We start from the raw sequence: 19,098 nt of genomic DNA on the forward strand, positions 1-19,098 counted from the left end.
TTCAGACTCCTTCTTTCTGGATCCCGCCCAGCACAATGGCGAGATACTTCTGCCCGACCTGCTGCGCGGTCAGCGCTCCGCCAGGTTTGTACCAGCGGACCGACACCCAGGTGGTGTCGCGGATGAACCGGTAGACCAGGTCCACGTCGAGGTCGGGTCGGAAGTAGCCCTCCTCAATGCCCTGATTGAGCACGTCTACCCACATCTTGCGCTGCTCTTTGTTGCGATCCTCCAGGTAGGAAAACCGGGGCTGTGAAGACAGCCGTTGGGCCTCGTCCTGGTAGATGACCACTTGAGCGTGCCGATGTTCGATGGCCTCGAACGACGCCAGGAACAGGCCCTTGAGCCGCTCCAGCGGGTTGGGTTCGCCATCGACGATCTCGAGGTAGCGAGCGAAGAGCCAGTCCAGAAACTCGCGCAACAGCTCGTCGACCATTTCCTCTTTGGAGGCGAAATGGTGATAGAGGCTGCCGGACAGGATGCCGGCTCCGTCGGCGATGTCACGGACGGTGGTGGCGCGCAGACCGCGCTCGGCGAACATCACCGCGGCGAGCCCCAATAACTCTCCTCGGCGGCTGTTAGCCTGACCGGTCATTCGTTCCACCCGATCAGCGTATCAACCAAGCGCTTGCTCGGCCAATGTGACTAAAGACCTCAATATCAGCGAAACGCACTATCCCCGCCTGACCACCGTCGTAGCATCTGCGCCGGAACACTCCAATTCGATTTCGGCACTGGCCGCATCGGGGGCGGCGAGGCCACTGGCAGGAGGTCAGCCATGGTCAGTTTTCCGATGTTGCCCCCGGAGATCAATTCGCTGCGAATGTTCAACGGTGCGGGTTCTACGCCGATGCTGCAGGCGTCGGCGGACTGGAATGGCCTCGCCGAGGAGTTGGGCGCCGCGGCGGATTCGTTTTCCGCTGTGACCTCCGGCCTGGCCGGACAGGCTTGGCAAGGCGCGGCATCGGCGGCTATGACGGCCGCGGCCAGCCCCTATGCGGGGTGGTTGAGTGCGGCGGCGGCGCGGGCCGCCGGCGCGGCCGGCCAAGCCCAGGCGGTAGCCAGCGCATTCGAGGCGGCGCGGATGGCGATGATCCATCCGCTGGCCGTGGCGGCCAACCGGAATGTGTTTGTGCAGTTGGTGCGGTCGAACTTCTTCGGGTTCAATGCGCCGGCGATCATGGCAGCCGAGTCACAGTACGAAGAGATGTGGGCCGCAGACGTGGCCGCGATGACCGGCTACCACTCCGGCGTGTCGGCGGCGGCAAGTTTGAATCCCTTCCAGCAGTTGTTGCAGGCGCTGCCGAACATAGGGCTCGGCAATAAGGGCGGCACCGGGAACATCGGCAGCGGAAACACCGGCAGCACCAACATCGGCAACGGAAACACCGGCAGCTCCAACTTCGGCGGCGGCAACGTCGGCAGCAACAACATCGGCGATGGGAACCTGGGCAGCGGCAACTGGGGCAGCGGCAACCTCGGCAACGAAAACATCGGTTTCGGAAACACCGGCAACCCGCTCACCAGCTCTAATCCGGGCATCAACTTCGGGTTGGGCAACTGGGGCAACGGGAACTTCGGCATCGGTAACCGCGGCGACCTCAACGTTGGCGCCGGCAACAGCGGTGACGGGAACCTGGGCTTTGGACTTACCGGCGACAATCTGGTCGGCTTCGGGAATGCCTACTACGACTCGACAACCGGTCAGTTCACGTTCAATGGACTGAACTCGGGCACCGGGAATTTCGGAATCGGCAACTCGGGTACGAACAATATCGGCTTCTTCAACTCCGATAATGGAAACTTCGGCGTCTTCAATGCGGGCCTCTCGTCCACTAGCGCCTTCGGCAACTTCGGCGTCGGGAACTCGGGCACCGGCAACGTCGGTTTCGGCAACTCCGACATCGGCAACTTCGGCGTCGGGAACTCGGGTGTCCTCAACACCGGCTTCTTCAACTCGGCCAGTGGCAACACCGGCTTCGGCAACGCGGGCAGCACCAACACGGGCTTCCTGAATTCGGGCGACGTCAATACTGGATCCGGCAATTCCGGTCACACGAATACGGGTTTGTGGAATTCGGGCGACGTGAACACCGACATCGGTTCCACCGCCGACACCGGCGACACGAACTCGGGCTTCAACAATACCGGGAGCAATGTCTCGGGCTTCTTCAACACTGCCACCGGAACGTTTGCCGGCGACATCTCGGGCATGTTCAACCAGGCCAGCGGCGGCACCGTAAACGGCATCATCTCCGGCATCGGGAATACCGGCGTCGCGGACAGCCTCCCCGGGATTGCCGGCAACCTCACGGGGTTGTTCAACACGGGCAGCAATATGTCGGGCGTGTTCAGCCTGGAAGAACTGCTGAAACAGCTAGCGGGGTAACCGATCCGGCCGTCCCGGCGCCCAAGATCGGGCTTCGGCAACACATTTGCCAGTGATGCGGCCGCGACAACCCGATCAGGGGTGCTGACTGGAGACCGAAATCACCTCTCCGGTCAGATAGCTCGAGTACTCGCTGGCCAGAAACGCGATGGTGGCCGCCACTTCCCACGGTTCGGCGGCGCGTCCGAACGCCTCACCGGCGGACAGCCGGTCGAGCAGCTCGGCAGAGGTGGTCTTGTCCAGGAACTTGTGCCGGGCGATGCTAGGTGACACCGCATTGATCCGCACCCCATACTCCGCGGCTTCTATTGCGCTACAGCGAGTTAACGCCATGACGCCGGCCTTGGCCGCGGCGTAGTGCGACTGCGAGTGCTGTGCCCGCCAGCCCAACACGCTGGCATTGTTGACGATCACTCCACCATGCGGCGCCTCACGGAAGTAGCGAAGTGCGGCTCGAGTGGCCCGGAACACCGATGTGAGCGTCACGTCCAGGACGCGATCCCACTCGTCGTCGGTCATATCGGCCACCGGGGTCTGCCCGCCCAACCCGGCGTTGTTGACCAACACGTCAAGGCGGCCCATGCGGGCGGTGGTCGAGTCGATCAGCGCGTCGACCTGTGCGGTGGAACTCACGTCGCACAGCACGCTTTCGACCCGGCCCAGTCCCAGCGCGGACAGTTCGGCGGCGGTTTCGCCGAGCCGTCGCTCGTGGTGGTCGGAAATCACCACGTCGGCGCCTTCGGCCAGGGCACGGCGCGCCGTCGCCGAACCGATGCCGGTGCCGGCCGCCGCGGTCACCACCACGACCTTGTCAGCCAAAAGGCCATGTCCGGCAATTTCTTTCGGTGCTTCAGACAAGCTCATCCCTTGGCCTCCCGGGGCAGGCCGAGCACCCGCTCGGCAATGATGTTGCGCTGAATCTCGTTGGATCCGCCGTAGATCGTGTCAGCGCGGGTGAACAAGAACAGCCGCTGCCATTCATCGAACTCGCCGTCGGCCAGCGTCAAGCCCGGCTTGCCGATCACATCCATCGCCAGTTCGCCGAGACTGCGATGCCAGTTGGCCCACAGCAACTTCGAAACGTTGTCCTGGCCGGGCTGCTCAACATCCATGGTGGCCAGGGCATACGAACGCATTGCCCGTAGTCCGGTCCACGCCCGGGTCAGGCGTTCCCGGATGAACGGATCGTCGGCGGCGCCGGTGCGCCGCGCGAGAGCGGCCAGATCGGAAAGCTCACGGGCATAGACGATCTGCTGCCCCAGCGTCGAGACGCCCCGCTCGAAGGTCAGCGTGCCCATCGCGACGCGCCAGCCGTCACCCGGTGCGCCGACCACCAAGTCAGCATCGGTGCGGGCGTCGTCGAAGAACACCTCATTGAACTCCGCGGTACCGGTGATCTGGACGATCGGCCGGATCTGCACGCCGGGCTGATCCAGCGGGACCAGCAGATACGACAGCTCGGCATGGCGTTTGGAGCCCTTCTCGGTTCGCGCGACCACGAAGCACCACTGCGAAAGATGAGCCAGCGACGTCCATACCTTCTGGCCGTTGATTACCCATTGATCACCGTCGAGTTCGGCGGTGGTCGCCACATTGGCCAGGTCACTACCGGCGCCGGGCTCGGAATACCCCTGGCACCACAGCTCGGTGACGTCGAGGATGCGCGGCAGGAAGCGCTGCTGTTGTTCGGGTGTCCCGAAGGCGATCAGCGTTGGCCCGAGCAGCTCTTCACCGAAGTGGTTGACCTTGTCCGGCGCATCCGCGCGCGCGTATTCCTCGTAGAAAGCCACGCGGTGGGCGATCGAGAGCCCCCGGCCGCCATGCTCGACCGGCCACCCCAGGCAGGTCAGCCCGGCCGCGGCCAGATGCTGGTTCCAGGCCCGGCGTTCCTCGAAAGCCTCGTGTTCACGTCCCGGCCCGCCGAGCCCCTTGAGCGTTGCGAATTCTCCGACCACATTGGCCGCGAGCCAGCCGCGGACCTCCGCCCGAAACTCCTCGACGTCCTGCATGCCCTGTAGGCTAACCTACCAAGCACTTGCTTTGTTAGCCCCGGCGGTCGCCGCGTGAGGAGGAGCGTCGATGACCAGCGATCCCCGCACCGTGCCCACGGCGCTGGATCGGCTCGTGCGCCGGTTACCCAACCACGATGCACTGGTTACCGAGGAGCGCAGCTTCACGGTTTCCGAGCTGAATGACGAGGTTTATCGAGCGGCGGCCGCGCTGATCGAGCTGGGCGTCAAGCCTGCGGCTCGGGTGGGCATCTGGTCGCCCAACACCTGGCACTGGGTGGTGGCTTGCCTGGCGATCCACCACGTCGGCGCGGCAATGGTCCCGCTCAACACCCGCTACACCGCCGACGAGGCCGCCGACATCCTGGCCCGGACCGAGGCGCCCGTGCTGTTCGCGATGGGACACTTCCTCGGCAGCGACCGGGTGGCAGGCCTTGACCGCAAAGCGTTGCCCGCACTGCGGCACATCGTGCGGATACCGATCGAAGAACCCGACGGCACTTGGGACGAGTTCATCGAGACCGGCACCGACACCGGCGCGGTGACCGCCCGCGCCGCCGCGGTCAGCCCCGACGACGTGAGCGACATTCTCTTCACCTCCGGCACCACCGGGCGGAGCAAGGGCGTCCTGTGCGCGCACCGGCAGTCGCTATCGGCCTCGGCGTCTTGGGCAGCCAACGGAAAGATCACCGCCGACGACCGTTACCTGTGCATCAACCCGTTCTTCCACAACTTCGGCTACAAGGCCGGCATCCTGGCCTGCCTACAAACCGGCGCAACATTGTTCCCGCATTTGACGTTTGATCCACTGCGCACCCTGCAGGCGATCGAACGACACCGCATCACCGTGCTGCCCGGCCCGCCGACCATCTATCAGACCCTGCTCGACCACCCCGCGCGCGACGACTACGACCTGAGTTCGCTGCGATTCGCGGTGACCGGAGCGGCCACCGTACCCGTCGTGCTGGTGGAACGCATGCAGTCAGAACTCGATATCGACATCGTGCTGACCGCTTACGGCCTGACCGAGGCAAACGGCATGGGAACCATGTGCCGAGCCGACGACGATGCGCTGACGGTCGCCACCACCTGCGGGCGGCCCTTCGCGGACTTCGAATTGCGGATTGGCCCCGACACCGGGGAAGTGCTGCTGCGGGGCCCCAACGTCATGCTCGGCTATCTCGACGACCCGCGGGCCACCGCCGCCGCGATCGACGCCGACGGCTGGTTACACACCGGAGACATCGGAGTCCTCGATGAGGCGGGCAACCTGCGGATCACCGACCGGCTCAAGGACATGTACATCTGCGGCGGGTTCAACGTCTATCCCGCCGAGGTCGAGCAGGTACTGGCCCGGCTCGACGGTGTCGCCGACGTCGCGGTGATCGGGATTCCGGACCACCGACTGGGCGAAGTGGGCCGGGCGTTCATCGTCGCCCGACCCGGCTTCAATCTCGATGAGAAATCGGTGATCGATTACACCCGTGAACATTTGGCGAACTTCAAGGCACCGCGCTCGGTTCGCTTCGTCGATACGTTGCCCCGCAACGCGGCCGGCAAAGTAGTCAAACCGCAACTGCGAGAGCTGGCCTAAATGGATTTGGATCTTGACGAAGAGACCCTGGCTTTCCAAGGCGAAGTGCGCGAGTTCCTGGCGGCCAACGCCGAGGTCATGCCGACCAAGTCATACGACAATGCGCAAGGCTTCGCCCAGCATCGAGTTTGGGACCGAGTGCTCTTCGACGCGGGCCTGTCGGTGATCACCTGGCCGAAACAGTACGGCGGCCGCGACGCGCCCCTGCTGCACTGGGTGATCTTCGAAGAGGAGTACTTCCGCGCCGGAGCACCGGGCCGGGCCAGCGCCAACGGTACCTCGATGCTGGCCCCCACCCTGTTCGCGCACGGTACCGCCGAGCAGCTAGACCGCATCCTGCTCAAAATGGCCAGTGGCGAACAGATCTGGGCACAAGCCTGGTCGGAGCCCGAATCCGGCAGCGATCTGGCGTCACTGCGATCCACTGCCACCAAGACCGACGGAGGCTGGCTACTCAACGGCCAGAAGATCTGGAGCTCGCGCGCACCATTCGCCGACATGGGATTCGGACTGTTCCGCTCCGACCCGTCAGCACAGCGCCATCGTGGGCTGACGTACTTCATGTTCGACCTGAAGGCCAAAGGGATTACCATTCGCCCGATCGTCCAACTCGGCGGCGACACCGGCTTTGGTGAAATCTTCCTCGATGACGTGTTCGTGCCCGACCAGGACGTCATCGGTGCACCCAATGACGGTTGGCGCGCGGCGATGAGCACGTCGAGCAACGAGCGAGGCATGTCGCTGCGCAGTCCGGCTCGCTTCATGGCGGCTGCCCAGAAGCTGGTTCAGCTGTGGAAGGACGCCGGCTCGCCCCCCGAGTTCGCCAACCGAGTGGCCGATGCCTGGATCAAGGCGCAGGCCTATCGGCTGCAGACCTTCGGCACCGTGACCAGGCTGGCGGCCGGCGGTGAGTTGGGCGCCGAATCGTCGGTCACCAAGGTGTTCTGGTCCGACCTGGACGTGGATATCCATCAGACCGCGCTCGACATCCGCGGCGCCGACGCCGAGTTGGTCAGCCCGTGGACCGAAGGTCTGCTCTTTGCCCTTGGTGGTCCAATTTATGCCGGTACCAATGAAATCCAGCGCAATATCATTTCGGAGCGGCTGCTGGGCCTGCCACGAGAGAAGAAGTGATCCGTGGAATTTGCACTAGACGAACAGCAGCGCGACTTCGCGGCCAGCATCGACGCGGCCCTCGCGGCCGCCGATCTGCCCGCGGCAGTTCGGGCGTGGTCCGCCGGTGACGTCGCGCCCGGCCACAAGGTGTGGGAGCAGTTGGCCAACCTTGGCGTCACCGCGCTGACCGTGTCGGAGAAGTTCGACGGCCTGGGCGCCCACCCGATCGACCTGGTGGTCGCGCTCGAGCGCCTGGGCCGCTGGTGTGTGCCAGGACCGGTGGCGGAGTCGATTGCGGTGGCACCCGTATTGCTCGCCGACGATGACCGCAGCGCCGGTTTGGCCTGCGGTGAGTTGATCGCCACCGTCGCACTGCCGCCGCACGCACCCCGAGCCGTCGATGCCGATACCGCGGGCCTGGTGCTGGTGGCTGGCGAAAGCGGTGTCTGCGAAGCGGCGGTGGCGGACTGCCACGAGTCCATCGACCCCAGCCGCCGCAGTTACGACGTGACGGCCACTGGTGCTGCGTGGCAGGCAGATGTCAAGCGCGCCTATGAGTTCGGGGCGCTTGCCACCGCGGCCCAGCTGATCGGTGCCGCCGAAGCCTTGTTGGACGCCACCGTCGACTATGCCAAGCAGCGCACCCAGTTCGGCCGGGTGATCGGCTCCTACCAAGCGATCAAGCACAAGCTTGCCGAGGTCCATATCGCGATCGAGCTGGCCCGTCCGCTGGTACACGGCGCGGCATTGTCGCTGCAACCCCGCGATGTCAGCGCCGCCAAGGTCGCCGCTGGCGACGCGGCCCTGCTGGCGGCTCGCAGCGCGTTGCAGACCCACGGTGCTATCGGGTTTACCCAGGAACACGACCTGTCGCTGTGGCTGCTGCGAGTGCAGGCGTTGCGTTCGGCGTGGGGTACACCAGAAGTACACCGGCGGCGGCTGCTCGAGGCGCTATGACCCCCGCCGGCGACGATGGGCAGCGCAGCGATGAGAAGGAGCGGCGGCGATGACCGAAGAGCGCGAGATGCTGCGGGAAACCGTCGCCGCCTTGGTGAACAAACACGCAAGCCCCGCGGCGGTTCGCAGCGCAATGGAGTCCGAACGAGGCTACGACGAGACGTTATGGCGGCTGCTGTGTGAGCAGGTTGGCGCCGCGGCCCTGGTGATACCCGAGGAGCTCGGCGGCGCGGGCGGCGAACTGGCCGATGCCGCAATAGTTTTGCAGGAGCTGGGTCGGGCACTGGTACCTTCTCCCCTGCTCGGCACGACGCTCGCGGAGTTGGCCCTGCTGGCCGCTGCCGAACCCGATGCCAAGACGCTGGCCGGGCTGGCCGAGGGCAGCTCGATCGGGGCACTGGTGCTCGACCCCGACTACGTGCTCAACGGGGATACTGCGGATGTCGTCATCGCCAGCACCGAGGGACAACTGAGCAGGTGGACCCGTTTCAGCGCCCATCGGGTGGCCACCATGGATCCGACCCGCAGACTGGCCCAACTGCGCGCCGAGGAGACGGCTTTTCTGGGTGAAGACCCCGGCCTGGCAGATGCCGCGGGAATTCTGCTGGCGGCCGAACAAATCGGCGCCGCCGAACGCTGCTTGGAGCTAACCGTCGAGTACGCGAAGAGCCGGGTGCAGTTCGGCCGCCCGATCGGCAGCTTCCAGGCGCTCAAGCACCGGATGGCCGACCTGTACGTCGAGGTGGCCGCGGCTCGGGCCGTGGTCACCGAGGCCTGCACTGCGCCGACGCCCACCAGCGCCGCCACCGCGCGGCTAGCGGCCTGTGAAGCGCTGTGCGCGGTGGCCGCCGAGGGCATACAGTTGCACGGCGGCATCGCGATCACCTGGGAACACGACATGCATCTGTATTTCAAGCGAGCACACGGCAGCACCCACCTACTTGCTTCACCGCCAGAGCTGCTGCGCCGATTGGAATCGGAAGCACTAGGAGCCGGGCCATCAATACCATGAATGCCGTGAACACCCACATCGCCCGTAGAGCGGGCATCCCACCGTTTTATGTGATGGACGTCTGGCTGGCGGCCGCCGAACGCCAACGCACCCACGGCGATCTGGTGAACCTTTCGGCGGGCCAGCCCAGCGTCGGCGCACCAGAGCCGATACGTGCCGCCGCGGCCGCCGCCCTGCACCTCAACGAGCTCGGTTACACGGTAGCGCTGGGTATTCCGGAGTTGCGTGCGGCAATCGCCGCGGACTACCACCGCCAACATGGAATCTCGGTCGAACCGGAGGCGGTAGTGATAACCACCGGCTCCTCCGGTGGCTTCTTGCTCACCTTCCTGGCGTGTTTCGATGTGGGCGACCGGGTGGCGCTGGCCAGTCCTGGCTATCCGTGCTACCGGAACATCCTGTCGGCGCTGGGCTGCGAAGTCGTGGAAATCCCGTGCGGGCCCGAGACCCGGTTTCAACCCACCGCGGACATGCTCGCCCAGATCGATCCGCCGGTGCAGGGCGTCATCGTCGCCAGTCCGGCCAATCCGACCGGAACGGTCATTCCGCCGGAGGAACTCGCCGCGATCGCGTCGTGGTGTGATGCCTCGGGCGCCCGACTGATCAGCGATGAGGTCTACCATGGCCTGGTCTATGAGGGCGCGCCGCCGACCAGCTGCGCCTGGCAGACGTCGCGAAACGCGGTGGTAGTAAACAGCTTTTCCAAGTACTACGCGATGACGGGCTGGCGGCTGGGCTGGCTGCTGGTACCAACCGAGCTGCGTCGCGCCGTGGATTGCCTGACCGGCAATTTCACCATCTGCCCACCGGTGCTGTCCCAGGTTGCCGCGGTGTCGGCGTTCACCCCCGAGGCAACCAAGGAAGCCGACGGCAATCTGCGCCACTACGCCAGCAACCGCTCGACGCTGCTCGACGGGCTGCGCCGCATCGGCATCGACCGGCTGGCCCCCACCGACGGCGCCTTCTACGTCTATGCCGATGTCTCCGACTTCACCGACGACTCGCTCAAGTTCTGCTCAAAGTTGCTGGCCGACAACGGCGTTGCCATCGCCCCTGGTATTGACTTCGACACCGCAGGCGGAAATTCCTTCGTCCGGCTGTCATTCGCGGGACCGAGCGAAGACATCCGAGAGGCCCTGCGCAGGATCGAGTCCTGGCTGCCGGAGCGCTAACCGGCCAGAGGCGTCACCGGTCTTCGGCTCCAAAACAAACTTTGTCGATGCGGGCCTCGAGCCGGCCGCGTTCTCCGACGTCGGCAACGTTGATGCCGAACCGGTCGCCCAGCGTGTCGACTACCGCGGCAGCGTCTTCCAACAGGATCTTCTCGGTCCCGCCGCGTCGGTGGATGGCCAAGTTGCGGCCCATCAAGTTCCACCGGGCATCGTCGGCGACGGTCGCGGCCATCAACCCGGTGACAAAGTGCGACGTTGGGTGCGTTGAGACGAACCAGCTGCCAACCCTGAGGTCGACTTGCGGCCGCGTCAGCGTGCTGAACTCATAGAGCGCCTGCCACTCGTCGCGGACCATCGCCTGCAGGACCAGCCCGTCGCCACGATCGTCGAGGCGATAGGGTTCCAGAGCTGTTTGCTGAACGGTGCCGGTTTCGAGCCGCAACGGAGCGGTCGGCGTCATCCCACCGAAGCCGACATCGACCAGGTACGGCCCTTGGCAGCCCGGAAAGGTCACCGCCAATACGGTGTGTGTTTGCGCTGGAGTCGGCGCATCCGGCGGGGCCAGCCACACCACACGTCCGGCTAGCCGCCTTACCCGATATCCGATTTCGGCTAACACATAACCGATCAGCCCATTGTGTTCGTAGCAGTAGCCACCGCGACGGCGGTCCACCAGCTTGTCGGCCAGAGCTTCGGGACTTACGTCATCGACCGGCACTCCCATCAACGGGTCCAGGTTCTCGAACGCGATCGCGCCAGTGTGTGCGCTCACTAAATCCCGCAATACGTCCAGCGTCGGGTCGGTTGCACCGCGATAGTTGATGCGGTCGAGGTATCCGGTCAGATCCAGCGCCATAGCGCCATTGTGCTAGGCGCGCCAATCGCCGCGCGACTGCCCAGCGGCGAACTTCGACAGGAAATACCCAAGGGGGTATTATCGGGAGCGCCCTACCCAACCAGGGTGAAGCGTCCGCGACATCGCCGCAGCAGTCGCGAGAAGGAGGAACCGTGGCCGACGTCGAGCTATAGCTCGACCCGATTTGTCCGTTTGCGTGGGTCACCTCGCGCTGGCTACTCGAAGCCGCGCAAAGCACGCACACCCCCGTCACCTTGCGCCAGATGAGCCTGGCCGTTCTCAACGAAGGCAAGGACCTCGACGCCAAGCAGCAGCAGATGATGCAGCGATCACGGCAACTGGGACGGCTGTTCGCCGCGGTGACGACCAAGTATGGAGCGGACGCGTTCGCCCGGCTCTATGACTCGATCGGCACCCGCATCCATCTTCGCCGCGAAGAGATCACCCAAGGCGGCATCCGCGAAGCCCTCGCCGAGACCGGCCTGGACGAGTCGCTGTCCGAGACCCTCGACGACAGCGGGCTCGACGACGAGGCCAGGCATGCACACCAGGCCAGCCAGGATGCCCTCGGCGGCACCGCGGGCAGCCCGATCATCGCGGTCGACGGACAAGGCTTTTTTGGACCGGTACTCACCCGGATGCCCAGCGGTGCGGATGGCATGCGGTTACTCGAAGCGGTGCTCACCGCCGCAAAAACCCCCGAATTCGCGGTCTTGCAGCGGCCCTACCAGGGGCCGCCGGTTCTCGATGGGACGGCCCGCTGATGTGTAGCCCAGTCAAATGCCGAACCTGCGGAAAGGTGACCTGGTCGGGCTGCGGGGCGCACGTGGATCAGGTTCGCGCGATGGTGCCGGAATCCCAGTGGTGCCCCGGCCACCCCAAGGACACCTCGAAACGATTTTGGCCGCCGCGGCGCCCCTGACGACGGGATTTCCCGGTATTTGAGGTAGCGGGCAGGCGGCGTCTCGCGCCGCCCGGTGAACCAACTACTATCTACGTACGTAGATAGTATTTTGTTGGCCATCGTCACCGAACCCTCGAACTCGACGGGAAGGGAATCACCATGCCCCGCCGCCTGATCGCCTCGCTCGCCGGCATCGCCGCCGCATTGACCATCGCAGCATGCGGTTCTTCCGGAACGGCCTCACCAGCGGGCGCCCCCGCGTCGTCATCGAACGCGGTGGCCAACCGGGCCGCGCATGTCCCGGCCCAACTGCAGTTCACCACCAAAACCATTGATGGGAAGCCCTTCTCGGGAGAGAGCCTGGCGGGAAAGGCCACGGTGTTGTGGTTCTGGACACCGTGGTGCCCCAAGTGCCAACAGGAAGCACCGATCGTGGCTAAAGCCGCGGCCGCCAACCCGGAGGCGACATTCGTCGGGGTGGCCGCCCGCGAGGAAGCCTCCGCGATGCAGGCCTTCGTCGACAAATACCAGTTGGGCGACGTGACCCAACTTGCCGACAGCGACGGCCAGGTGTGGTCCAACTTCGGTGTCACACAGCAACCGGCATGGGCGTTCATCTCCGCCAACGGCGAGGTCGAGGTGGTCAAGGGTGGACTGAGCGAAGCCCAGTTGACCGAGCGGGTCAACGGGCTCACCGGGAAATGATCAATACCGCGGCCCTGAGCTTTGCCTTGGGCGCCGGGCTGGTGGCCGCCCTCAATCCGTGCGGCTTTGCCTTTCTCCCCGGTTATCTGGGCTTGGTGATCGCCGGCAGCCAAGGCACCTCCCGACCACGAGCGGTGCTGCGCGCCGGAGCGGCCACCGCGGGAATGTCGCTCGGCTTCCTCACGGTGTTCGGTGTTTTCGGACTGCTGATTTCACCGGTCATAGCTTCGGCCCAGAGATACCTGCCGTTCGCGACGGTGGTCATCGGGGTGCTGCTTGTCGGTCTTGCCATCTGGCTACTGGCCGGCAAGGAACTCAGCATCATCTTGCCCAAGAGCATGGGGGGTACGCCGACAACTCGGCTCGGTTCCATGTACGGCTACGGCGTGGGCTACGCCGTCGCCTCGCTATCTTGCACCGTTGCGCCGTTTCTCGCGGTGATCAGCACCACCTTCAAACAGGGCTCCGTACTGTCGGGGGTGCTGGCCTTCGTCGCCTATGCCGTCGGAATGACCCTCACGGTGGGCGTAGCGGCGCTCACCGTTGCGCTGGCCGGTTCATCTGCCACCGCAGCGTTTCGGCGCATCTTGCCTTTCGTGGGCCGGATCGCGGGCGTGATCGTCCTCATCACCGGCCTTTACGTCGCCTACTACGGCTACTACGAAATCCGGCTGTATTTCACCAGCGCCGAAACCGACGACCCGGTGATCCAGGCCGCAAGCACGCTGCAGGACAGCTTGATTCGGCTGGTAGACGGGCTCAGCCCGTGGCTGCTACTGGGTGTCGCGGCAGCACTTGTCGCCGTCGCCGTGGGCTGGCACACCCTGGCGCGACGGCGCGCCAGCAATCCCGCCGCGCAATCGCTGCCCGACCCAACGTCATAGCCGACAAGCCAGTCCAAGGAACATCGGCGAAACCACCGCGAGACCGATGGTCGCCCAGAGCATCAACCGCTCCTGCCACCAACTGCGGCGCGACACCGAGATGGCCAGCCGTTCGGCACGAGCCACCGTGGCGGTATTGGCCGCGCCCAATGCGGCCGGCGCCATGGCTGGCCCCTCGGTCAGCGCCAACAGGCCGCGCAGTAACGCCATCTTGCCGTGGCTGCGCACCGCGACGTCGTCGGCGCACATCTCGAGAAGGTCGGCCACCACCTTTGCTGCCGCGGCGAACAGTGGTAGCCGCGGCAGGCTCGACGCCAGCGCCCGCAGCGCCATGAGCAAGTCGTGGTGGCGGCTGGCCAGGTGCGCGTATTCGTGTGCCAGCACGGCCGCCAGCTGCGGCTCATCGAGGCGGCCGAGCGCGCCGCTGGTGACCACGATGACCGAGTTCGGACGGCCGGTCACGCAGTAGGCCGCGGGCTGTGGCGCCGGGACCACAACCACGCCGGGCCAGTCGCTGGCTCCTCCGATCGTTCGGGCGGTCGCCGCGTGCAGCCGACTGGCGGATCGCTGGCGCCGCAACTGCCGGCCCATGCGCCAACACACGATGACGGTGGCCACCGCTCCGGTCGACAGCACACCCACCGCAAGCGCCGAGGCGATCCCGCGCGGCAGGCCCAGTTCGCCGGCAAGGCCCAGCTCTTTGAGGCACAGGGCCAGGGCCCGGTGGCGCCATATGCTGTCCAATACCGCCGCGCCGAGGAACACCAGAGCGCCCACCCATGCGGCAATAGCGGCGAACACCGCGCTCAGCCATGACGCCACCGCCAGCCGCGGGTGCACCCCGGTGCCGGTAACCCGTCGCAGCAGCACCGGCCCTACCCAGATCAGGGCGGATGCGTACGCAAATAAGAGCAAAGCCGCGTTCATGACTCTTCCTGGTCGTCGATGATCCGGCGCAGCGCGTCGCGGACCCGCACAGCATCGTGTTCATCCATCTGTTTCAGAAAAAACGCCAAGACCAGGTCCGAATCGCCGCCGGCGTCGAAGGCATCGTGCATCAGGCGGGCGGAATGCTCTTCGCGAGTCATGGTCGGCCAGTAACTGAACGCCTTGCCCACCCGTTCGCGCTGCAACCAGCCCTTGCGGTGCAGATTGTCCATGGTGGACATCACCGTGGTGTAGGCAATCTGGCGGTCGTGAGCCAGGTCATCGAAGACGCCGCGTACCGTCACGGCCCCGCCGTGGTCCCATACGCGGTCCATGACGACCGTCTCGAGTTCGCCGAAGCACCGAACCTGCACGGCTCTACTCTCTCGCACGTTCGCGCCGATCGCTATTCCGGTGCCGAACAACCGCGATATGCAGCCGATTCGCGCTTGCTTGATTTCTGTCAAATACGGGGAACCCGGTACAGACGACCACAGCACCACCGACTAGCACCGGAGCCCTCATGAACAGCAGCATGATTTGGATCGTTGTCGGGGTAGTAGCAGCGATAGTCGTGCTCGGCGGCCTGATCGTCGTGGCCAGCAGGACGCGGCGCCACCGCCGGCAACAGCAGGCCGAAGAGATTCGCGAGCAGGCCCGACTTCAGGCCGCCCAACTGGAACGACGTCGGGCACTCGCCGACGAAACCGCTGCCAAGGCGCGCGCCGCCCAAGCCGAGGCCGAGGTGAAGGCCGCCGAAGCCGCGCGGTTGCAGGAACGCGCGGCCCAACACCAAAGCGAGGCCGAAGCGACCCGGACGCAACTAGACGAGCAGTGGCAACGCGCCGAGGACCTGGCCCCAGAAGCCGGGGCGCAATCATCGCAGACCGCTTCGCAAAGCGACGCCGTGGACACCGGTAGCAGCCGGTAACCGAAGGCGGGCGTAGCGCCACGGCGAAATTTTCCCCTTGATTTTCGCCGTGGCGTTGCGTTCGCGGGAAGAGGGAGGCAGCCCGCTAGAGCCAGGTGTCCTGGGTCGTTGCGGTCAAAAACGCTTCCAGGTCGTCACGCCACTGAGCGGGCGTGGTCTTGTCCGGTTCGATGCCCGTGTAGTCGCCCCGGTAGAACAGCAGCGGCCGAGGCTTGATCTTGGGCACTTCCAATAGCGAATGAACCGCGCCGAAGACCACGAAGTGATCTCCGCCGTCATGCACCGAGGCCACCGTGCAATCGATGTAGGCCAGCGACCCATCAATGATCGGCGAACCGAGTTCAGAAGGGCGCCAATCGATACCGGCGAACTTGTCGGACTCCTTGGACCCGAACCGCACCGACACGGACTTTTGTTTCTCGGTGAGCACGTTCACGCAGAACCGGCCGCTGGCCTCGATGGCTTTCCAGGAACGCGACACCTTGGTCGGACAGAACAACACCAGCGGCGGGTCCAGCGACAGCGCCGCAAAAGACTGACACGCAAACCCACTCGGCACGTCGTCATGCACCGTGGTGATGATGGTGATCCCGGTGCAGAACTGTCCGAGCACGTGGCGAAATGTGCGCGGGTCGATCGGGTCAGCCGCCATTTTCGTCCGAGCTAGCCGCGAGCGCCGACCGTGAAGTCATGGCCCCACAGACTGACCGCTGTACTTTCCCGGGCGATCCAATCGTGGTCATCGACCTGTCTTCCCTCACAACCGAATTCAACATCGAACCCGCCGGGCGTCTTCATGTAGAACGACAGCATCAGGTCGTTGACATGCCGGCCCAGGGTGGCCGACATGGGTACTTTGCGATGCAACGCGCGGTCCAGGCACAGACCCACGTCGTCGGAATTCTGCACCTCGACCATCAAATGCACGATGCCGCTGGGCGTCGGTAGCGGCAGGAAAGCCAGCGAATGGTGGCGGGGATTGCAGCCGAAGAAGCGCAACCAGGCCGGCGCTCCGTCAGCGGGACGGCCAACCACCTGCGGCGGCATCCGCATCGAGTCACGCAGCTTGAAGCCCAGCACATCCCGATAGAAGTGCAGCGCCTCGGCGTCGTCGCGGGTGGTCAGCACGACGTGCCCCAGCCCCTGCTCACCGGTGACAAACTTGTGCCCATACGGGCTCACCACCCGCCGGTGCTCCAGCGCGGCGCCGTGGAACACCGCCAGCGGGTTTCCCGATGGGTCGGAGAACAAGATCATCTCGTCGACGCGGCGGTCCGCCAGTTCGGCGGCGGTAGCTTCCTTGTAGGGCGTGCCTTCCACGTCGAGCCGATTCCGGATTTCTTGCAGCCCTTGGGCATCCGCACATTCCCAGCCGGCCTCGGCTAACCGGTCCTGGGTGCCGGGCACGATCACCAGCCGGGCCGGAAAGTCATCCATGCGCAGATACAGCGCACCCTCGGTACTGCCTTTTCCCTCGACCATGCCGAGCACCTTGAGCCCGTACTCGCGCCAGGCAGCCATATCGGCGGCTTCGATGCGCAGATAGCCCAGCGAACGGATGCTCATCTCGCACCTCCTAAGAAATCAATGGTCATCCGGTTGAACTCGTCAAACTTCTCCACCTGCGCCCAATGTCCGCACTGCCCGAAGACGTGCAGCTGGGCGCGCGGGATCGTTTTCAGCGCCACCAGCGCTCCGTCGAGCGGATTCACCCGATCCTCACGACCCCAGATCAGCAGTACCGGCTGACGCAGCTTGTAAACTTCGCGCCACATCATGCCGAGCTCGAAATCCGCTGCGGCAAAAGACTTTCCCATTGCCCGCGTGGCGGCCAGCGACTCAGGTGTGCAGGCCAGTTCAAAACGCTGGTCCACCAGCTCGGGGGTGATCAGCTTCTGGTCGTAGACCATGACCCGCAGGAACGCCTCGAGGTTCTCCCGGGTGGGTGCGACCGAGAACTTCCCCAGCCGTTTCACCCCTTCGGTCGGGTCAGGCGCAAACAGGTTGATGCTCAACCCGCCCGGTCCCATCAACACCAAACGTCCGGCCCGGTCCGGGTAGTCGAGCGCAAAGCGCACCGCGGTGCCGCCGCCCAGCGAATTGCCCACCAACGGAACGCGTCCCAGCCCCAATTGGTCGAACAATTCCTTGAGCGCCCTAGCCGCATAATGATTGAACTGGCCGTGCTCGGCCCGCTTGTCGGAGTGACCGTATCCGGGCTGGTCGACGGCCAGCACGTGGAACTGCTGGGCCAGCACCTCGATATTGCGGGCGAAGTTCGACCAGCTCGACGCCCCGGGTCCGCCGCCGTGCAACAGCACCACGGTCTGATCGTTGCCGACGCCCGCTTCGTGATAGTGCAGCTTCAGCGGTCCGTCGACGTCGACCTCGGCATAGCGCGAGGTGGATTCGAATGTGTGCTCTGCAGTCTTGGACTGGGTCACTGTCATCAGACCATGGTGTCGCCGGCCGGCAACCCGAATTCGTTGTTCCCGAATATCACGTAAGCACGCTCGGGGTCGTTGGCCGCATGCACCCGACCGGCGTGCGCGTCGCGCCAGAACCGCTGAATAGGAGCGTCATTGGCCAGGGCGGTAGCACCGGAGGCCTCAAACAACCGGTCAATCGAGGCGATCGACCGGCCGGTGGCGCGCACCTGATCACGACGCGCCCGCGTCCGCAGGTCGAAGGGAATCTCTTTGCCGGCGGACAACAACGCGTACTCGTCACCGACGTTGCCCATCAGCTGTCGCGAGGCGGCGTCGATGTCGCTGGCCGCTTCGGCGATGCGGACCTTTGCGAACGGGTCATCCTTGGCCTTCTCGCCGGCGAATGCGGCACGCACGCGCTTGCCCTGGTGCTCGACGTGCGCGTCGTACGCGCCGTAGGCCATCCCGACGATGGGGGCCGTGATCGTGGTGGGGTGCATTGTGCCCCATGGCATTTTGTAGACGGGTGCGGTGTTGGTCTGCAGCCCGCCCGCGGTGTGGTCGTTCATCGCCTTGTAAGACAGGAACCGGTGCCGTGGCACGAAAACATCTTTGACCACCACGGTGTTGCTGCCGGTGCCTCGCAGACCGACCACATGCCAGACATCGTCGATGCGGTACTCGGTACGGGGAATCAGGAAGCTACCGAAGTCGACCGGGCGGCCGTCCTTGATCACCGGACCACCCGCGAAACACCAGGTCGCGTGATCACAGCCGGATGACCAGTTCCATGAGCCGTTGACCAGGTAGCCGCCGTCGACCACGACGCCCGCGCCCATCGGCGCATAGGACGAGGAGATCCGCGTCTTGGGGTCACTGCCCCAGACCTCTTCCTGGGCAAGCTGATCAAACAGTGCCAGATGCCAGTTGTGCACGCCGATGATCGAGCTCACCCAGCCGGTGGAACCGCACGCGCTCGCCAGCCGCCGCGTCGCCTCGTAGAACAGCGTGGGATCGCACTGCAGGCCGCCCCACTGCTCGGGTTGCAGCAGGGTGAAGAAGCCGACATCTTCGAGTGCCTGGACGGTCTCGTCCGGCAGCCTGCGCAGATCCTCAGTCGCTTGAGCCCGCTCCCGAAGCTTCGGGAGCAGATCATCGATGGCAGCCAGCACCGACTGCGCATCGCGCTGTTGAATCGTCGTCACTTACCTTT

General features: G+C 65.0%; 21 protein-coding genes. 11 read left to right on the forward strand and 10 right to left on the reverse strand.

Annotated features, from left to right (window positions below; all coding sequences use genetic code 11):
• Nucleotide 1: 1 nt before the first annotated feature.
• Nucleotides 2-604: a TetR family transcriptional regulator KstR2 gene (kstR2, locus tag CKW46_RS00105; RefSeq protein ID WP_012396570.1), complete on the reverse strand. Its 603-nt coding sequence runs from the start codon at nt 602-604 to the stop codon at nt 2-4.
• Nucleotides 605-778: 174 nt separating this feature from the next.
• On the opposite strand from kstR2, the gene CKW46_RS00110 reads away from it, so the two are divergent.
• Nucleotides 779-2,389: a PPE family protein gene (locus CKW46_RS00110; protein ID WP_482052635.1), complete on the forward strand. Its 1,611-nt coding sequence runs from the start codon at nt 779-781 to the stop codon at nt 2,387-2,389.
• Between the two features lie 75 nt (nt 2,390-2,464).
• On the opposite strand, the gene ipdF is transcribed toward CKW46_RS00110, so the two are convergent.
• Entirely contained in the window at nt 2,465-3,253 is a 789-nt protein-coding gene (gene ipdF, locus CKW46_RS00115) for a (5R,7aS)-5-hydroxy-7a-methyl-1-oxo-2,3,5,6,7,7a-hexahydro-1H-indene-carboxyl-CoA reductase (RefSeq protein ID WP_015357411.1), read from the reverse strand.
• Nucleotides 3,250-4,398, reverse strand: a complete 1,149-nt coding sequence (gene ipdE1, locus CKW46_RS00120) for an acyl-CoA dehydrogenase IpdE1 (protein WP_482052636.1) — start codon at nt 4,396-4,398, stop codon at nt 3,250-3,252. Before ipdE1 ends, ipdF begins: the two co-directional genes overlap by 4 nt.
• A 70-nt stretch (nt 4,399-4,468) precedes the next feature.
• On the opposite strand from ipdE1, the gene fadD3 reads away from it, so the two are divergent.
• Genes fadD3 through CKW46_RS00145 form a run of 5 tightly spaced genes read left to right on the forward strand, consistent with a single transcriptional unit; the run spans nt 4,469 to nt 10,249 of the window.
• The gene (gene fadD3, locus CKW46_RS00125; RefSeq protein ID WP_015357413.1) at nt 4,469-5,992 is read left to right on the forward strand and encodes a 3-((3aS,4S,7aS)-7a-methyl-1,5-dioxo-octahydro-1H-inden-4-yl)propanoate--CoA ligase FadD3; all 1,524 of its coding nucleotides are present in this window, start codon (nt 4,469-4,471) and stop codon (nt 5,990-5,992) included.
• Nucleotides 5,993-7,126 (forward strand): acyl-CoA dehydrogenase family protein, encoded by a 1,134-nt coding sequence (locus CKW46_RS00130; RefSeq protein ID WP_015357414.1) that lies wholly within the window; start codon nt 5,993-5,995, stop codon nt 7,124-7,126.
• A gap of 3 nt (nt 7,127-7,129) precedes the next feature.
• The gene (locus CKW46_RS00135; protein WP_482052637.1) at nt 7,130-8,065 is read left to right on the forward strand and encodes an acyl-CoA dehydrogenase family protein; all 936 of its coding nucleotides are present in this window, start codon (nt 7,130-7,132) and stop codon (nt 8,063-8,065) included.
• A 49-nt stretch (nt 8,066-8,114) separates the two neighbouring features.
• Nucleotides 8,115-9,077, forward strand: coding sequence for an acyl-CoA dehydrogenase IpdE2 (ipdE2, locus tag CKW46_RS00140; protein WP_482052638.1), 963 nt, complete (start codon nt 8,115-8,117; stop codon nt 9,075-9,077).
• The gene (locus CKW46_RS00145) at nt 9,074-10,249 is read left to right on the forward strand and encodes a pyridoxal phosphate-dependent aminotransferase (protein ID WP_015357417.1); all 1,176 of its coding nucleotides are present in this window, start codon (nt 9,074-9,076) and stop codon (nt 10,247-10,249) included. The genes ipdE2 and CKW46_RS00145 overlap by 4 nt, the downstream gene beginning before the upstream one ends.
• Nucleotides 10,250-10,262: 13 nt before the next feature.
• Here CKW46_RS00145 and CKW46_RS00150 read toward each other — a convergent pair whose 3' ends face one another.
• The gene (locus CKW46_RS00150) at nt 10,263-11,105 is read right to left on the reverse strand and encodes an arylamine N-acetyltransferase family protein (RefSeq protein ID WP_015357418.1); all 843 of its coding nucleotides are present in this window, start codon (nt 11,103-11,105) and stop codon (nt 10,263-10,265) included.
• A 182-nt stretch (nt 11,106-11,287) separates the two neighbouring features.
• Between CKW46_RS00150 and CKW46_RS00155 the strand changes: the two genes are divergently transcribed.
• The 4 genes from CKW46_RS00155 to CKW46_RS00170 all read left to right on the forward strand — a co-directional run bounded on the left by CKW46_RS00155 (nt 11,288) and on the right by CKW46_RS00170 (nt 13,598).
• Entirely contained in the window at nt 11,288-11,869 is a 582-nt protein-coding gene (locus tag CKW46_RS00155) for a mycothiol-dependent nitroreductase Rv2466c family protein (protein ID WP_117437612.1), read from the forward strand.
• On the forward strand, nt 11,869-12,027 hold the full coding sequence (locus CKW46_RS00160) for a DUF8730 family Cys-rich protein (protein ID WP_157912179.1): 159 nt from the start codon (nt 11,869-11,871) through the stop codon (nt 12,025-12,027). The genes CKW46_RS00155 and CKW46_RS00160 overlap by 1 nt, the downstream gene beginning before the upstream one ends.
• A 141-nt stretch (nt 12,028-12,168) precedes the next feature.
• Nucleotides 12,169-12,714 (forward strand): thiol:disulfide interchange protein, encoded by a 546-nt coding sequence (locus CKW46_RS00165; protein WP_012396581.1) that lies wholly within the window; start codon nt 12,169-12,171, stop codon nt 12,712-12,714.
• On the forward strand, nt 12,711-13,598 hold the full coding sequence (locus CKW46_RS00170) for a cytochrome c biogenesis CcdA family protein (protein WP_015357420.1): 888 nt from the start codon (nt 12,711-12,713) through the stop codon (nt 13,596-13,598). Before CKW46_RS00165 ends, CKW46_RS00170 begins: the two co-directional genes overlap by 4 nt.
• Here CKW46_RS00170 and CKW46_RS00175 read toward each other — a convergent pair.
• Together CKW46_RS00175 and CKW46_RS00180 are read right to left on the reverse strand one after the other, a co-directional pair.
• Complete coding sequence (locus CKW46_RS00175; protein WP_238559455.1) at nt 13,593-14,513, reverse strand: M56 family metallopeptidase; 921 nt, start codon at nt 14,511-14,513, stop codon at nt 13,593-13,595. The two genes, CKW46_RS00170 and CKW46_RS00175, sit on opposite strands and share 6 nt — an antisense overlap.
• An 8-nt stretch (nt 14,514-14,521) precedes the next feature.
• The gene (locus tag CKW46_RS00180) at nt 14,522-14,899 is read right to left on the reverse strand and encodes a BlaI/MecI/CopY family transcriptional regulator (RefSeq protein ID WP_041300676.1); all 378 of its coding nucleotides are present in this window, start codon (nt 14,897-14,899) and stop codon (nt 14,522-14,524) included.
• Nucleotides 14,900-15,048: 149 nt separating this feature from the next.
• Between CKW46_RS00180 and CKW46_RS00185 the strand changes: the two genes are divergently transcribed.
• The gene (locus tag CKW46_RS00185; RefSeq protein WP_011741781.1) at nt 15,049-15,456 is read left to right on the forward strand and encodes a hypothetical protein; all 408 of its coding nucleotides are present in this window, start codon (nt 15,049-15,051) and stop codon (nt 15,454-15,456) included.
• Nucleotides 15,457-15,541: 85 nt separating this feature from the next.
• Here the strand turns inward: CKW46_RS00185 and hsaB are convergent, their stop codons facing one another.
• From hsaB to hsaA, 4 genes are read right to left on the reverse strand one after another with little or no spacing between them, the layout of a single operon-like run.
• Complete coding sequence (gene hsaB, locus CKW46_RS00190) at nt 15,542-16,108, reverse strand: 3-hydroxy-9,10-secoandrosta-1,3,5(10)-triene-9,17-dione monooxygenase reductase subunit (protein WP_482052639.1); 567 nt, start codon at nt 16,106-16,108, stop codon at nt 15,542-15,544.
• Nucleotides 16,109-16,119: 11 nt separating this feature from the next.
• The gene (gene hsaC, locus CKW46_RS00195; protein ID WP_015357424.1) at nt 16,120-17,022 is read right to left on the reverse strand and encodes an iron-dependent extradiol dioxygenase HsaC; all 903 of its coding nucleotides are present in this window, start codon (nt 17,020-17,022) and stop codon (nt 16,120-16,122) included.
• Entirely contained in the window at nt 17,019-17,906 is an 888-nt protein-coding gene (hsaD, locus tag CKW46_RS00200) for a 4,5:9,10-diseco-3-hydroxy-5,9,17-trioxoandrosta-1(10),2-diene-4-oate hydrolase (protein ID WP_117437616.1), read from the reverse strand. Before hsaD ends, hsaC begins: the two co-directional genes overlap by 4 nt.
• The gene (hsaA, locus tag CKW46_RS00205) at nt 17,906-19,090 is read right to left on the reverse strand and encodes a 3-hydroxy-9,10-secoandrosta-1,3,5(10)-triene-9,17-dione monooxygenase oxygenase subunit (RefSeq protein ID WP_015357426.1); all 1,185 of its coding nucleotides are present in this window, start codon (nt 19,088-19,090) and stop codon (nt 17,906-17,908) included. Before hsaA ends, hsaD begins: the two co-directional genes overlap by 1 nt.
• Nucleotides 19,091-19,098: the final 8 nt, after the last annotated feature.

The sequence above is a fragment of the Mycobacterium liflandii genome, assembly GCF_022354805.1.
GTDB classification, from domain to species: Bacteria; Actinomycetota; Actinomycetes; order Mycobacteriales; family Mycobacteriaceae; genus Mycobacterium; species Mycobacterium marinum.